This is a genomic window from Rhodospirillales bacterium (assembly GCA_028824295.1).
Taxonomy (GTDB): domain Bacteria; phylum Pseudomonadota; class Alphaproteobacteria; order TMED109; family TMED109; genus VXPW01.
Genome location: JAPPED010000001.1, coordinates 179,331 through 192,996 on the forward strand (window position 1 = coordinate 179,331; position 13,666 = coordinate 192,996).

Annotated in this window: 16 protein-coding genes and 1 pseudogene; 12 read left to right on the forward strand and 5 right to left on the reverse strand. The window is 64.5% G+C overall.

What is annotated here, in order from left to right; genetic code table 11:
• Window positions 1-261 precede the first annotated feature (261 nt).
• Window positions 262-681 (reverse strand): cupin domain-containing protein, encoded by a 420-nt coding sequence (locus OXH60_00880; protein MDE0710673.1) that lies wholly within the window; start codon window positions 679-681, stop codon window positions 262-264.
• Between the two features lie 193 nt (window positions 682-874).
• Between OXH60_00880 and OXH60_00885 the strand changes: the two genes are divergently transcribed.
• Both OXH60_00885 and OXH60_00890 read left to right on the forward strand, forming a co-directional pair.
• Window positions 875-1,645 (forward strand): NRDE family protein, encoded by a 771-nt coding sequence (locus tag OXH60_00885; GenBank protein MDE0710674.1) that lies wholly within the window; start codon window positions 875-877, stop codon window positions 1,643-1,645.
• Between the two features lie 87 nt (window positions 1,646-1,732).
• Window positions 1,733-2,344 carry a cytochrome c gene (locus tag OXH60_00890; GenBank protein MDE0710675.1) on the forward strand — a complete coding sequence of 204 codons (612 nt, stop codon included), beginning with the start codon at window positions 1,733-1,735 and terminating at the stop codon, window positions 2,342-2,344.
• Between the two features lie 57 nt (window positions 2,345-2,401).
• Here the strand turns inward: OXH60_00890 and OXH60_00895 are convergent, their stop codons facing one another.
• From OXH60_00895 to OXH60_00910, 4 genes are all read right to left on the reverse strand, one after another.
• Window positions 2,402-2,698, reverse strand: coding sequence for a hypothetical protein (locus tag OXH60_00895; GenBank protein MDE0710676.1), 297 nt, complete (start codon window positions 2,696-2,698; stop codon window positions 2,402-2,404).
• An 85-nt stretch (window positions 2,699-2,783) separates the two neighbouring features.
• Window positions 2,784-3,677, reverse strand: coding sequence for a haloalkane dehalogenase (locus OXH60_00900; GenBank protein ID MDE0710677.1), 894 nt, complete (start codon window positions 3,675-3,677; stop codon window positions 2,784-2,786).
• 7 nt (window positions 3,678-3,684) lie between these two features.
• Entirely contained in the window at window positions 3,685-4,482 is a 798-nt protein-coding gene (locus OXH60_00905; protein ID MDE0710678.1) for an enoyl-CoA hydratase-related protein, read from the reverse strand.
• 58 nt (window positions 4,483-4,540) lie between these two features.
• Window positions 4,541-5,281 (reverse strand): SDR family NAD(P)-dependent oxidoreductase, encoded by a 741-nt coding sequence (locus tag OXH60_00910; protein MDE0710679.1) that lies wholly within the window; start codon window positions 5,279-5,281, stop codon window positions 4,541-4,543.
• A 91-nt stretch (window positions 5,282-5,372) separates the two neighbouring features.
• Between OXH60_00910 and OXH60_00915 the strand changes: the two genes are divergently transcribed.
• The 10 genes and pseudogenes from OXH60_00915 to OXH60_00960 all read left to right on the forward strand — a co-directional run bounded on the left by OXH60_00915 (window position 5,373) and on the right by OXH60_00960 (window position 13,657).
• Window positions 5,373-5,780, forward strand: a complete 408-nt coding sequence (locus tag OXH60_00915) for a hypothetical protein (protein ID MDE0710680.1) — start codon at window positions 5,373-5,375, stop codon at window positions 5,778-5,780.
• A gap of 253 nt (window positions 5,781-6,033) precedes the next feature.
• Window positions 6,034-6,339 (forward strand): annotated as a pseudogene (rplU, locus tag OXH60_00920) (50S ribosomal protein L21).
• A gap of 129 nt (window positions 6,340-6,468) precedes the next feature.
• Window positions 6,469-6,729, forward strand: coding sequence for a 50S ribosomal protein L27 (gene rpmA / locus OXH60_00925; protein MDE0710681.1), 261 nt, complete (start codon window positions 6,469-6,471; stop codon window positions 6,727-6,729).
• Window positions 6,730-6,996: 267 nt separating this feature from the next.
• Entirely contained in the window at window positions 6,997-8,016 is a 1,020-nt protein-coding gene (gene obgE / locus OXH60_00930; GenBank protein MDE0710682.1) for a GTPase ObgE, read from the forward strand.
• Window positions 8,013-9,146 (forward strand): glutamate 5-kinase, encoded by a 1,134-nt coding sequence (gene proB, locus OXH60_00935; protein ID MDE0710683.1) that lies wholly within the window; start codon window positions 8,013-8,015, stop codon window positions 9,144-9,146. The genes obgE and proB overlap by 4 nt, the downstream gene beginning before the upstream one ends.
• A 2-nt stretch (window positions 9,147-9,148) precedes the next feature.
• Window positions 9,149-10,447 carry a glutamate-5-semialdehyde dehydrogenase gene (locus OXH60_00940; GenBank protein ID MDE0710684.1) on the forward strand — a complete coding sequence of 433 codons (1,299 nt, stop codon included), beginning with the start codon at window positions 9,149-9,151 and terminating at the stop codon, window positions 10,445-10,447.
• A gap of 89 nt (window positions 10,448-10,536) precedes the next feature.
• Window positions 10,537-11,067 (forward strand): nicotinic acid mononucleotide adenylyltransferase, encoded by a 531-nt coding sequence (locus OXH60_00945; protein ID MDE0710685.1) that lies wholly within the window; start codon window positions 10,537-10,539, stop codon window positions 11,065-11,067.
• A complete protein-coding gene (gene rsfS, locus OXH60_00950) occupies window positions 11,064-11,444 on the forward strand; it encodes a ribosome silencing factor (GenBank protein ID MDE0710686.1) in 381 nt (126 codons plus the stop codon). The genes OXH60_00945 and rsfS overlap by 4 nt, the downstream gene beginning before the upstream one ends.
• 3 nt (window positions 11,445-11,447) lie before the next feature.
• Complete coding sequence (gene gpmI / locus OXH60_00955) at window positions 11,448-13,001, forward strand: 2,3-bisphosphoglycerate-independent phosphoglycerate mutase (protein ID MDE0710687.1); 1,554 nt, start codon at window positions 11,448-11,450, stop codon at window positions 12,999-13,001.
• 110 nt (window positions 13,002-13,111) lie between these two features.
• Window positions 13,112-13,657 (forward strand): c-type cytochrome, encoded by a 546-nt coding sequence (locus OXH60_00960; GenBank protein MDE0710688.1) that lies wholly within the window; start codon window positions 13,112-13,114, stop codon window positions 13,655-13,657.
• The last annotated feature ends 9 nt before the right edge of the window (window positions 13,658-13,666 follow it).

Here is a 13,666-nt window from a genome sequence, read left to right on the forward strand (position 1 = left end):
TGTAATCTCGGCATCCTTCGTTCCTGAAGTACTCGTAGCAATATTATGTAATACAAAACTAATTCCCTTCTCCCGCCACCGCAATGAACGTGCGACTGAGCTCATCAGCACGGCTGACTGTACGGCGCAATGGTCACGATGTCATCGCACCGCGGACGCCGCCCAAGCACCGCGATGGTTACGCTGCAAAGCCGGCACCGCGCCTGAAACACTGTGCTCCTGAGATGGCCGCTCCCGGTTCGCTGCGGGAGGGCTGCAGTGCTACCGCCCGGGCGAAGACGCCGTCGATGGTGGATCGCAAGCAACCGTTTCCATCTTCGCCGGAAGCGACAGCTCCAAGATCTTCAGGTCATCCGATGTGCCGATCTCGTTGTGCCGCATCCCGCCTGGGATGAACAGTGATTCGCCTTCCTCGAGCCGGATCGTATCTCCCGTTTCAAACTCGAGCTCCACCCATCCCTTCAGCGAGTAGATGAACTGACCTTCGCAATCGTGGTAGTGCCAGCCGGTTGGCTCCGTCATGCCACGAATTGCTGTCATGGTCTGGGCCCGCAGCTTCCCGAGACTGGCTTCCGTCACCCCCAAGTCCTGGTAGGTGAAGAAATCGCGCCGGCCCTCCACGCTCGGAGCAGTTTCCGGGGTAGCGTGCGCCAGCTTCTGGACTTGTCGGACATTAGACATCGGCATCTCCTTCAAGATGTCCGAAGTGTAACGGCCGATCGCGCCGTTGCCCAGAAAGATGGACGCAGGTTTCCGGGTTTCGCAGTGAGTTTGTCCGCAACGGTTCCCCGATCCGGCATCGCCGGACCGGCCGCGTGATCCTCGCGACTGCATTGGATACGATTCCGGGGAATCCCGTCCAGGTTTGGCCACGATGTGCACGCTTGCCCTGCTCTTGCGCCCTAATCACCGCTGGCCCGTGATCATCGGGGCTAATCGCGATGAACTCGCCTCGCGGGCATGGAAGCCTCCGGGCCGCCATTGGCCGGCCCGGCCTGCCGTACTCGGCGGCGTCGATCTGGAGAGGAACGGGACCTGGCTCGCCGTGAACGACGCCAACGTCATGGCGATGCTCCTCAATCGCCCCGTCCCGGACCCGCTCACACCCGGGTTTCGAACGCGCGGCGACCTGCCCTTGCTGGCGCTCGATCATGATTCGGCGATCGATGCGGCGTCGGCCGTCATGCAGCTGGACGCAGGGCAATGGAAACCGTTCAACCTCGTTATCGCAGACCGGAATACCGCCATTTGGATCCGGGCCCAAGGCACCTTGACCCAACATCAGTTTCCAACCGGTCTCTCGCTGCTCGCCAACGGTGAACTGAACGCAATGTCGCACGCGCGAATCGGCACTTACCACCCGTTATTCGAGCGCACTGCGGCGCCGGATCCGGACAGGGATCGCTGGCATGAATGGGCCCAGCTGCTTGGACGGACTCCGGTTCCCGGTGGCGCGCCCGATGCGGGCATGGTGATCCCCGTTGATCACCGAGGGTTCGGGACGGTTTCCAGCACCATGCTCGCGATTCCGGCCGATCCCGGCGCCCGCCCCGCCTGGAAATTCGCGCCCGGACCGCCCGATCAAAGCGAGTTCACCTCTGTCGCGACCGGGGGCTCCGGCCCGGGGCGCCGGGCGCCGCGTTGACTCGACCTCCCGATCGGCACATCTTCCCAGCTTGAGTCCGGCCAGAAGCCGACGAGCTTGTGGCAAACCTGTTCAGGGAACCATTCGATGCGTTACCTATGTCTCTTTGCGCTCGCGCTGGTACTTGCCACAACGGTCCCGGAAACTGCGACGGCCCAAACCGCCGCGTCTGGAAGCGAAACCATCGATCTTCGCCGCGAGAGCATGGCGGCGATGTGGCAGCGCCTTGATCGGCTGTCCGCACTGATCACGGAATCTCGGGCCGATGTCAGTGCGACCGGGGAACAGATCATCGTTCAGCCGGAACAGATGTCGCCCACGGAAGTCTACGCATTGGTCCACGGGACTGAGCCTTCCACCGATGCTCGCGATATCTCAGACCTCCTGGATCATGTGCGGACTCTCTGGCCGTCCAGCACCAACCGCGGGTGGCACGGGGCAACCCGGGCGGAACCGGTCATCTGGGTACTACCCGGAGTCTTTCAGCGGTACTTCGACGACACGATCAACGCTTCCGTCTCGCTGGTCGAGGCCCTGTCCAGTGATGACGGTCCCGCCGCACAGCGCTCCGTTTGTGAGCTAAGCCGCACATGCGGCCGCTGCCACTCGATCTTCCGGCGGGTTACCCACGGCGATCTCAAGGTGGAAGGCAACGGATGGACCGGCAATTACGCCGCCTGCCGAGGGGTCACGTTCTGATTGACGCCGCCGGGCAGCGACGACCGCAGACGGCCGTCGCCGAGTCCAGACGGTCCCTTAGTGGGCGCCGGTAGCCAACGAGGTTCGACAGCCGGCGAGTGCATCGCGCAGGCGCGATTCGTCGCCGGCGGCGGCGTAAGCACGCGCCGCCCGCCTGCCCTTTTCGATCTCGGGATCCACGAGGCTCGCATCGAGCTGCAGTTCGCCGATCCGTGTGCGCAACGCGGACATCAGCGCCACCGCAGCCCCTGAGTCGCTGGCCTCCGATGCGACTTCGGACACGCCCGCACACCAGGCAAGGTGTGCCGCATGTGCAGCAGTTTCCACCGCAGTCGCCAAACCCGGGGCGGTCATGAGAACCGTCCCCAGCACGGCACCGGCCAAGTGACGATACCCGCCGTTTGGCCCGGCTCCGCGCGGCTGCCGAATTTCCGGCAGCCTACGGGAGCTTGTCAAACCAGTCCTGAAGCGCATGGCCGATCTCATGGGGAGAATCCTCCTGGATGAAATGGCTGCCCTTGACCGTCACTTCCGTCTGGTTCCTCCAGGTACGGCAGAACTCGCGTTGGGGTCCCACCAAGATGGCGCCGGGTTCTGCATTCACGAAGAGCTTCGGGAAATCCGTCTTCGGCAGCCAGTCTGCGTACTCCTCGACGATTGCGCAGACATCGGCGGGTGTGCCGCCGACCGGAATCTCGCGCGGCCAGGTGAGCGTCGGACGGCGTGACTCGCCTGGCTGGACGAAGGGACGGCGGTAAACCGCCATTTCCGCGTCGGACATCTTTCGCAGCACGGAACCGGGCAACACACGCTCGACAAACAGGTTGCGGTCCAGAATGAGCTCCTCCCCCTTCGGCGAGCGGAAGCCCTGAAAGATTCCCCGCGAAGCTTCGGGCCACTCGTCCCAGTCCACGGTACGGACGATCGCCTCCATGTAGGCGATACCGCGAACGGCCCCGGGATACCGGGCCGCCCAGTGGAAGCCGAGTGCCGAGCCCCAGTCATGCACCACGAGCGTGAGGCGACCACCGATACCCAACGCCTCGATGAAGCCGTCCACGTACTTACGGTGATCCCGAAATCGGTAGGTGCCCGGCCCGGTCTCTGGCAGCGGATCCGAATCCCCCATCCCGACTAGGTCCGGCGCCAGGCACCGTGCCCGATCTGACAGGTGCGGGACGATGTTTCTCCAAAGGTAGGCAGACGTGGGGTTCCCGTGCAGGAACAGGACCGGATCACCGCTTCCTTCGTCGACGTACGCCAGTTCCAGATCCGCAACCTTGATGCGCTTCTTGGGCAGTTCCTTGCTGGCAATCTCGTTCACAGCAGCCATGGATCCGTCAGCCTCCGACAAACGCGGGCGCTCGCTTTTCGGCAAACGCCGAAACGCCCTCAATGCCGTCAGGACTCTGGACCGCCCGGGAAATTTCGCGCGATTCCGCATCCATCTGACTTTCAAGTGTCCCGCCGGCCGAAGCCAGCAAGAGACGCTTGACTGCCCCGTACGCCTCGGTGGGACCGGTCGCCAGATGCTCGACCTCCCGAGCCACCTCTGCATCGAGCCGGGCGTCATCGCAGACACGGTCGATCATGTTCATCGCCAATGCCTCTTCAGCCGTAAAGCGACGATTCGTCAACATGAGCTCGCGCGCCCGTCGAAGCCCCACGAGCCGAGGCAGGAAGTACGTCGAGCTCCCGTCGGGAGACAATCCGGCAGCGGTATAGGCCAGGGAGAACTTCACTGAGCGGGCTGCGAACACCAGGTCGCAACTCATCGCCAGCGACAGTCCGCCGCCCGCGGCAGTTCCCTGAATCTTGCATACGACCGGTGCTGCCATGCGGTTGAAGTGGGAAATTGCGCCATGGAGATAGGTGGTCATTCGGAGAATTTCCGTTCCTAGCTCAGAGCGCTGCTCACGGAAACTGACGAAATGCTTGAGGTCACCGCCGGCGCAGAACATGGGCCCCCGAGCCTCCAGCAGCAGCACCCTGACCTGCGGATCGCCCGCCGCCGCCACGGCCGCGTCGTACAACTCCTTCGTGGTATCGAGATCCAGAGCGTTTGCCTCGTCAGGCCGGTTCAGCATGATGTGGCCAACCGCACCCTCTCTCTCGTACAAGACTTTACGGTCTCCCATATTCCTGATTCCTCTTGTGAATGAACATGAAGCGACAGCGGGGTGGATGCGCACCAACCTACCAAGGCTCGGCCCAGGGTCGCAGGTCGAACTCGAAACTCCACGCGCTCCGGGGCTGCTTATGCACTGACCAGTAAACCTCCGCAATGTCCTCCGGGTCCAGCACATTGGGCTTCAATGGACGGGTCTCGAGCAGGTCCTGGCGGTGCTCGCGAATGAATGCCGTGTCGATGGGCCCATCGATCACTGGATGCGCCACGTGGATTCCCTGCGGACCAAGTTCCCGCGCCATGGACTGCGCCAGCGCCCGCAATGCAAATTTGGCACCGGCAAATGCCGCAAAGCCGCTGCCGCCGCGTAGCGAAGCGGTCGCTCCAGTGAAGAAAATGCTTCCCGACCGGCGAGGCACCATGTGACGCGCGGCTTCGCGACCTGTCAGAAACCCTGCGTACGCGGCCAGTTCCCAGATCTTTCGGTAGACGCGGCCGGTTGTCTCGACGATCGGGTATTGGACATTGGGCCCAATATTGAACACCACCACCGAGAGCGGTCCGATGTCGCGCTCGACATCTGCGAACAACGTGACCACCTGATCCTCGATTCGAGGGTCGAGCGCGAACGGATGAACGGCCAGGTCCTCCGAGCGCATCCGCTCCACCAGACCAGTCAGCCGAACCAGCTTCCGCCGAGTCACGACGGCCGTGTAGCCGCCGCGTGCAAAGCGGGTTGCCACCGCGCCGCCGGTGGCGTCGCCGGCACCTACCACCAGAATCACTTCCCGAGCATCAGCTCGAATCATCAATCTGTCTCCAGGCCACAACGTGCAAAGCCGCCTGGCAAGGGTGCCCGTGAAACCCCCTCGTCCGCAACGGTTTATGCTCCTCGGGAAAATGGCCAATCTGATCCACCCGCGAACCCGCCGGCGGGGCATTGGCGGGCTCCTGGCGGTCATGTTCGCCGGCCTGACTCCTGAAGCCGGCACCGCGGAGACATGGCCGGTGGAACCGGTGGAGGTGACTCCGCCGCTTTGCAACCGATTTCAGCACAACGGCATGCTTGCATGCACCAACATCGTGGAAGTCGTGGTACGAATTCCCGATGCCGCCAGCGATCCCGGCTTGGTGAGTTGCGTGCTGTATTCGGAAGAACAGCAGGTGCTCGGCACCGGAGAAGCGATTCTGCGCCCGCCAGAAGGCAGGCTCTGGGTCGTGCTGCGTGCACGAGCCCGGTTCGGCGTTACCACACTGCATGCCCGGACAGTCTGTACAATCCGGCCTCCCTATTGGGTCCGCGAATGAAGCAGCCGATCTGGACAGGCTGATTCGGCGACACCTTCACCATTCGGAGGACCGCGAGCGAGGCCGGCCGTGAGTGAGGTCACGCCGAGCGTGGGTCGGCCTTCTGCCGACCGGTGCAGATGCCGCCCTCAGCGCTGGTTTGACGTCCAGAACAAATGGTGGATACTGCGATCCGTCCAGTGAATCGCCGGCTATGGCTCAGGCTGATTTCGCTGATTGCTCCGTTCAGTCTCGATGGTTTGGATTGCTGGCCATGCACGCGGTCATTCGTACAGGCGGAAAACAGTACAGAGTTGCCCCGGGGGACGTGGTCACCGTGGACCGCCTCGTGGACGATGCCGGTGCAACGGTCACGTTCGATGAAGTTCTGATGGTGTCAGACGGCGAACGCTCGATAGTTGGTACTCCGCTGCTGGAAAACGCCAGTGTTACCGGAACCGTGGCGGAGCAGATGCGCTCACCGCGGGTGATCGTGTTCAAAAAGAAGCGCCGCAAGCACCACCGCAAGCGCAATGGACATCGGCAGCGCTTGACGGTCGTCCGCATCACCGATATCAACGTGAACGTGCAAAAGCACGGGGAACCGGCCAAGCCGGAAGGCGATTCCGCCGCTGCAACCGCGTCCGAGGACGTCGCACCCGCGGCCGGCGATGCGTCCGTCGATAATTCAGAGTAGGGAGCGCGCAGCATGGCCCATAAGAAAGCAGGCGGATCCTCACGCAACGGCCGGGATTCTGCCGGACGCAGGCTCGGAGTGAAGAAGTACGGTGGCGAACGCGTCCGTGCAGGGAACATCATCGTTCGCCAGCGCGGAACTAGGTTCCACCCTGGTGCCGGTGTCGGCATCGGCAAGGACCACACGCTATTCGCCCTGTCCGACGGACAGGTCGTGTTTCGCACAAAGAGCGGCGGTCGATCGTACGTCTCGGTCGACGCCGGCACCGCCTGAGGCACACTCGCCCGACATTGCGGTCGGCGCTGCTGAGCCGCGTCGCACCATCTTCGATTCCGGTGTTGCAACGCGCGATTGCGCCCCCGACCTCCCCGTCAGTAATGCCAGGGCGCCCGGGTTTCGGGAGCCTGTCAGCTTGCACATCGACGCTCGCTGCCTGACACTTGCCCAAGTTTCCTTCGCCTACACCCTCCGAGCGGTACATCTGGAACATGTCCAGCATGGATCTGCCTGCCATCAACGGGATGGAGGGGTTCGACCGCCATGAGCCGTTTCCTTGATCAGGCGAAGATCTTTGTTCGTTCCGGCGACGGCGGCAACGGATGCGTGAGTTTTCGGCGCGAGAAGTACGTCGAGTACGGGGGTCCCGATGGCGGCGACGGCGGCCGTGGTGGCAGCATCGAAGCCGAGGCCGTCGGATCTGCCAACACGCTCATCGACTTCCGATATCGCCAGCACTACCGCGCCCAGCGAGGCATCGATGGCGCGGGTCGGAAGCGTACCGGCGCGAATGCCCCGAACCTCCTGCTCAAGGTGCCCGTCGGCACCGAGATTCTCACCGATACCGGCGAGCGCCTGGTCGACCTCACGCGAGCCGGAGAGCGGCACGTCCTGATCGAGGGAGGTGCCGGAGGGCGCGGGAACACTCGCTTCAGGACGTCGAGCAATCGAGCGCCCCGAATTGCCACCAAGGGCGGCCCGGGGCGCGAAATGTGGCTCCGTCTTCGTTTGAAACTGCTGGCCGATGCAGGGCTTGTCGGTCTCCCCAACGCCGGCAAGTCCACGTTTTTGGGCTCGGTGTCCCGCGCCCATCCACGCGTCGGCGCCCACCCTTTCACCACCCTGACTCCGACCCTGGGCGTGGTCCGCCATGATCTTGACCGCGAGTTCGTACTGGCGGACATCCCGGGCTTGATCGAGGGCGCACATCACGGAGCAGGACTCGGGGATCGATTTCTCGGGCATGTCGAACGCTGCGCGGTCCTGCTCCATTTGGTCGATGCGGCGGGGAATGATGCCGGGTCTGCGTATCGGACGATCCGTCATGAGCTAGACCAGTACGGCGCCGGGCTGGCCGAGAAACCCGAAGTCGTGGCCCTCAGCAAGACGGATGCTGTCGAGCAAGAGGACCTCGACCGACAGTGTGCGAGCCTGGCCGAGGCGGCTGGCCGCCCGGTGCTCAGGCTGTCTGCGCTGTCGCGGCAAGGCGTCGACGAAGCTGTGGCCGTGCTCGCCACGCACGTGAGCGACGTGCGCTCCGCACGGGCCGGAGGCAGCACGTGAGTGCCGTCTCGCCCCTGGAGGGGGCGCAGCGCGTCGTCATCAAGGTCGGCTCGGTTCTCGTAGCTGACACCGCGACAGGGGCGATCCAAGAGACCTGGCTCAACGCGCTGGCCCGCGATGCGGCGATCCTTCGCGAGCGGGGACGGCAGGTGCTGATCGTGTCGTCAGGGGCCGCCGCTGCAGGCCGGGCGTTTCTCCCGCCGGACGTGCACCTCCGACGCATCGATGAACGGCAGGCCGCCAGCGCGGTTGGTCAGATCGCCCTACTGAATGCCTGGCGCAACGCGTTCCAGTCCTGCGGCTTCACCGTGGCGCAGGTTCTCATCGGTCATGACGATCTGGAGGAACGCCGGAATTCCCTGAATGCTCGGGCGACACTCGAGATGTTGTTGCGGCTCGGCATCGTTCCCGTGATCAACGAAAACGATACCGTCGCAACCCGTGAACTCCGTTACGGCGACAACGATCGCCTGGGTGCCCGCATCGCCCAATTGGTGAGTGCGCACGCGCTGGTGATGCTGTCCAGTACAGACGGGCTGTACACTGCCGATCCAGAACTTGACCAAAACGCGAGACATATCCCCGAAGTTTCTGCGATTACATCCGAAATCGAATCGATGGCAGGCGAAAGTACGACGGACAGCGGCTCCGGTGGAATGGTCACTAAACTGCAGGCGGCCCGCATTGTCACGGCGGCCGGCTGCTCGATGGCTATTGCCGATGGCCGCGAGCCCGGGGCTCTCGGGGCGCTCCTGAACGGCGCCCGCGCCACCTGGTTCCTCGCCACCGGATCACCGCGCTCCGCCCGCAAGCGCTGGATTGCCAGTCAGTTGGATGCAGCCGGCATCGTGACGATCGACCCCGGTGCGGCGGCGGCGCTCAGAAGTGGCCGCAGTCTCCTGCCGGCAGGGGTGACTCAAGTGACCGGCCAGTTCGAGAAGGGGGAGCTGATCCTGATCAAGGATGCTGCCGGCAATCTTCTAGGCCGTGGCCTGGCATCGTACCCGGCGGCGGATGCGGCGCGGATCATCGGTCATCGGAGCGATGAGATCGAGCCGATTCTCGGTTATCGTTGGCGGGACGAACTCGTCCATCGAGACGACCTTGTATTGGGCCCGGAGGCCTCCTGAGCATGAATCGAGAGGTTGCACCGGTTCGCGCAGCGCCCGTCGGGGAGGACACCGTACGCACGATGATGGCCGAGCTGGCCGCAGCGGCCCGTGCTGCTGCCGGAGCCCTGGCCCGTACCTCGACCGAGGCCAAGAACGATGCCCTCAGGGCAGCCGCGGGTGCCATCCGCCAACGCCGGGAGCACATCCTGGCTGCAAACGCCCGGGATGTTGAAGAAGCGTCCGGGCTCACGGACGCCTTGGTCGACCGGCTCCGCCTCGACGACGACCGGGTCGAAGGGATCGCGGCCAGCTTGGAGCAGGTGGCGGCCCTGCCGGATCCGGTGGGGAGCGAGGCAGCTCGCTGGTTCAACGAAGCGAACGGACTGGATATCGCGCGCGTGCGCGTGCCGCTCGGCGTAATCGGCATCATCTATGAATCGCGTCCGAACGTGACCGCTGACGCGGGAGCACTCTGTCTGAAGTCGGGGAACGCCGTCATCCTGCGGGGCGGATCGGAGAGCTTCCATTCCAGCAGCGCGCTTGTGGAGGCGCTTGGCGTGGGTCTGCGAACCGGCGGGATCGACCCGGCCGCCGTCCAGATGGTGCCGACGACGGATCGGGCAGCTGCCGGCCTTCTCATTACCGAATCGCAATGGATCGACGTGGTGGTGCCGCGGGGCGGACCCTCGTTGATCGAGCGGGTGCAGCGCGAGAGCCGCGTGCCCGTCCTCGCCCACCTGGAAGGTCTGTGCCACACCTACATTGATCGCGCGGCAGATCCTGTGATGGCTGCGGAAATCGTTCACAACGGCAAGATGCGGCGCACATCGGTGTGCGGAGCGACCGAAACGGTGCTATGCCACCGTGACGCTTCCAGTGGGACGCTCGCTCAGGTTGTCGGCCGACTGTTGGACAGTGGCTGCGAAGTACGCGGGGACACGGAAGTCCAGCGGTTGGATTCCCGCGTTGTGCCGGCCGTCGCTACCGACTGGGATACCGAATACCTGGACGCCATCGTCTCGGTCCGCGTGGTCGACGATCTCGAGGCGGCGATCGAGCACATCCACCGCCACGGCTCCGACCATACCGACGCGATCGTCACCGCCGACCGGAGAGCGGCCGAGCGCTTCCTGCAGGAAGTGGACAGTGCAATTGTCCTTCACAACGCCTCGACTCAGTTCGCCGACGGTGGTGAGTTCGGCATGGGGGCCGAGATTGGCATTTCGACGGGCCGGCTCCATGCCCGTGGCCCGGTGGGATTGGAACAGCTCACCACCTTCAAGTACGTGGTCCGAGGGCAAGGCGGAGTGCGTCCCTGAACAGGAGCGTCTCACTCGCCCGGAGGCGTGGCCAACGCATTGGGCTCCTCGGCGGTTCCTTCAACCCGGCGCACGCCGGCCATCGCTGGATCAGCACGCAGGCCCTTGCCCGATTGGCGCTCGACGAGGTGTGGTGGCTGGTTTCCCCTCAGAACCCGCACAAGAAGTCTGAAGGCATGCAGCCCTTCACCGAACGCGTGAAGGCCGCCCGAGAAGTCGCCGACCACCCGCGGATTCTCGTCAGCGATCTCGAAGACAGGCTGGGTACCATCCGCACCCATGCCACGCTGGCCCGGTTGCGCAGGCGCCTTCCTGGCGCCCGCTTGGTATGGCTCATGGGAGGGGATCTTCCTGCTTCGATTCACCTTTGGGAGCACTGGCGCCGCATCTTTCGGACGACGGGCATTGCAGTGCTTGCGCGCCCGCCATATGCTCGTCCTGCTTTGACGAGCATGGCGTTCAGACGATATCGAATGGCTCGGGTGCGGTCCGCGTTGAGCGTCACGCTGGCCTCGCGACGCCCTCCCGCATGGACATACCTGGAGGGACGCAGACATCCCGCCTCCGGTACGGCGCTCCGGGCGCAACGCCGATCTTCCGTGCCGCCCGATCATCCATGAATCAACCGGCACCCTCACCTGCTTCGCAACCGGGAAGCATTGAGCTGCAAGATCTCATCACCGAGACGCTTCGGGACGGTTCGGCCGAAGACATCGTGAGCATCGATCTGACCGGCAAGTCGTCCATCGCCGATTGCATGATCATTGCAAGTGGTCGTTCCACCCGTCATGTTGGGGCCCTTGCCGAACGGCTGTCGCTGGCCCTGAAACACTCCGGGGCACCCCGCCTGGCAATCGAAGGCGAGCGCCAGGCTGACTGGGTACTGGTCGACGTGGGCGACGTGATCGTCCACCTTTTCCGCGAGGAAACGAGACTGTTTTACAACCTGGAGAAGATGTGGAGCGCGCTACCCGCCGACACCGGAACCGGCGCCTGATCCTTGTTTCCTGACGCTGGCCAGAGGCCGGCCCCGCTGGTTCTCTGCATTCTGGATGGGTGGGGGCATCGAACCGCTCTGGTGGGCAATGCCATCCGGCAGGCCCACACCCCCGTGCTCGACCACCTGACTGCGCAGGGGCGAAGCGGGTTGCTCCACGCTTCCGGACCGGCGGTCGGCCTCCCCCCGGGGCAGATGGGGAACTCGGAAGTCGGCCACATGTCGATCGGTGCTGGCCGGACGATCCCGCAGGATTTGCCAAGAATCGATGCGGCGCTCGCGGACGGGACGCTGGCCAGTCATCCACTGCTCACCAGTCTGATCGACGCGACCCTCCAGTCAGGAGGCGCATGCCATGTTCTGGGTCTGCTCTCCCCAGGCGGTGTGCACTCTCATCAGACCCATATCGCCGCCCTGTGCGGGATCATCGCGGGACGCGGCGTACCCGTCCATCTGCATGCATTTCTCGACGGCCGCGACGTGCCGCCCCACAGTGCCCCTGAACATCTCCGGAGATTCCGACAGTCGGTCCGGGGGGTCCCCGCGACCGCCATCGCCACTGTCGCCGGCCGTTACTGGGCGATGGACCGGGACCATCGCTGGGACCGGACAGAACGTGCCTGGCAGGCCATTGCCCGCGGGATCGGGCACTCCCATCCCGCAGCTGAGGCCGCGCTTGACGCGGCCGCCAAAGGACAGATCGGCGATGAATTCGTCGAGCCGGTGGTCATCGAGGGGTACGACGGCATTCGGAACGGCGATTCGCTGCTGCTGGCGAATTTCCGTGCCGACCGGGTCCGGCAACTCATGGCAGCCCTGATCGATCCCAAGTTTGACGCCTTCCCGGTTGAGCGTTTCCGGTACGCTTCGGGCGTTACCCTGACGCCGTGTTCCAGTCATCTGGAACGGCTTGCCCAACCGCTGTTTCCGGCCATGACCCCCGAAGACACGCTGGGCGAAACCGTCGCACGGGCTGGTCTGCGCCAGCTCCGCATTGCCGAGACGGAGAAGTACGCGCACGTCACGTATTTCCTCAACGGCGGACGGGAAGAGCCGTTCGAACGCGAGGCGCGGATCCTCATCGACTCGCCGAAGGTAGCCACCTACGACACGAAGCCCGAGATGTCTGCCGCTCAGGTCACGACGCAGCTCGTTCAAGCGATCGAAGACCGCCGCTTCGACATCGCCGTGGTGAACTACGCGAATGCCGACATGGTGGGACATACGGGCGACCTCGTGGCAGCCGTCGCCGCGGTCGAAGCGGTGGACGAGCAGCTTGGGCGCGTCGCGACGGCGCTAGCTGGTGCCGCCGGCAGACTCCTGCTGACAGCAGATCACGGGAATGCCGAGCAGATGGGCACGCCGTCGTCCCCGCAGACGTCCCACACCACCAATCCCGTGCCGGTGCTGCTGCACGGCGGCGCCGGTCCGGGCCCGAGGCTGGCGGATGGCACCCTGGCCGACCTCGCGCCCACCGCGCTACGTTTGCTCGGGATCGACATTCCGTCCTCGATGCGGGGCACTCCGCTGGTTGACCTGCGGGTCACCTCCGGCTAATTCCGGCACGCGGCTCTGCGCAGCCGTCGACCCGCGAGGCACGGCTATGGGTCCAGCCGATGACCTGAGGACCGCCTCTTCACCCCTATCTTCCGCTTCGGAGGGCCTTCGTGTCTCTATTTGAACTCAACAAGATTGCCGGGGCGCTGCTTGCTGCGTGTCTCACCGCCGGGGTCGCCGTCACCATCAGCAATCTTGTCTACCCGGAGCCACACGTACCCGAGGTTCTCCTTGCCGTGCCCGCGTCGGAAGATAGCCCGGCCCCATCCGCCGATGCGCCGGCGACACCGCAAGTTGTCCCAATCGCCGCCCGGCTGGCAGCCGCCGATCCCGCCAAGGGCGAACGCGAGGCCAGGAAGTGCTCAGCCTGTCACACCTTTGGCTCCGGGGAGCCCCACCGGGTCGGTCCCAACCTGTACGGCCTGGTCAACCGGCCGATGGCCGCAAGCGAGGACTTCTTGTACTCCTTGGGCATGGCCGCCCAGGAAGGCTCGTGGAGCTACGATGACCTCGACGCGTTCCTCGCGGGCCCCCAGGCGTACGTACCCGGCACCAGCATGGCCTTTGCCGGTGTCCGGGACCCCGACGCGCGCGCCGCTATCATCGCGTGGCTACGGCTCCAAGCCGACACGCCGGCCCCGCTCCCGACCCCTTGATGATCCCCG

Coding starts and splice junctions, on each gene's coding strand:
- OXH60_00880 (MDE0710673.1), bottom strand. CDS start 681: ATGTCTAATGTCCGACAAGTCCAGAAGCTGGCGCACGCTACCCCGGAA.
- OXH60_00885 (MDE0710674.1), top strand. CDS start 875: ATGTGCACGCTTGCCCTGCTCTTGCGCCCTAATCACCGCTGGCCCGTG.
- OXH60_00890 (MDE0710675.1), top strand. CDS start 1,733: ATGCGTTACCTATGTCTCTTTGCGCTCGCGCTGGTACTTGCCACAACG.
- OXH60_00895 (MDE0710676.1), bottom strand. CDS start 2,698: ATGACCGCCCCGGGTTTGGCGACTGCGGTGGAAACTGCTGCACATGCG.
- OXH60_00900 (MDE0710677.1), bottom strand. CDS start 3,677: ATGGCTGCTGTGAACGAGATTGCCAGCAAGGAACTGCCCAAGAAGCGC.
- OXH60_00905 (MDE0710678.1), bottom strand. CDS start 4,482: ATGGGAGACCGTAAAGTCTTGTACGAGAGAGAGGGTGCGGTTGGCCAC.
- OXH60_00910 (MDE0710679.1), bottom strand. CDS start 5,281: ATGATTCGAGCTGATGCTCGGGAAGTGATTCTGGTGGTAGGTGCCGGC.
- OXH60_00915 (MDE0710680.1), top strand. CDS start 5,373: ATGGCCAATCTGATCCACCCGCGAACCCGCCGGCGGGGCATTGGCGGG.
- rpmA (MDE0710681.1), top strand. CDS start 6,469: ATGGCCCATAAGAAAGCAGGCGGATCCTCACGCAACGGCCGGGATTCT.
- obgE (MDE0710682.1), top strand. CDS start 6,997: ATGAGCCGTTTCCTTGATCAGGCGAAGATCTTTGTTCGTTCCGGCGAC.
- OXH60_00940 (MDE0710684.1), top strand. CDS start 9,149: ATGAATCGAGAGGTTGCACCGGTTCGCGCAGCGCCCGTCGGGGAGGAC.
- rsfS (MDE0710686.1), top strand. CDS start 11,064: ATGAATCAACCGGCACCCTCACCTGCTTCGCAACCGGGAAGCATTGAG.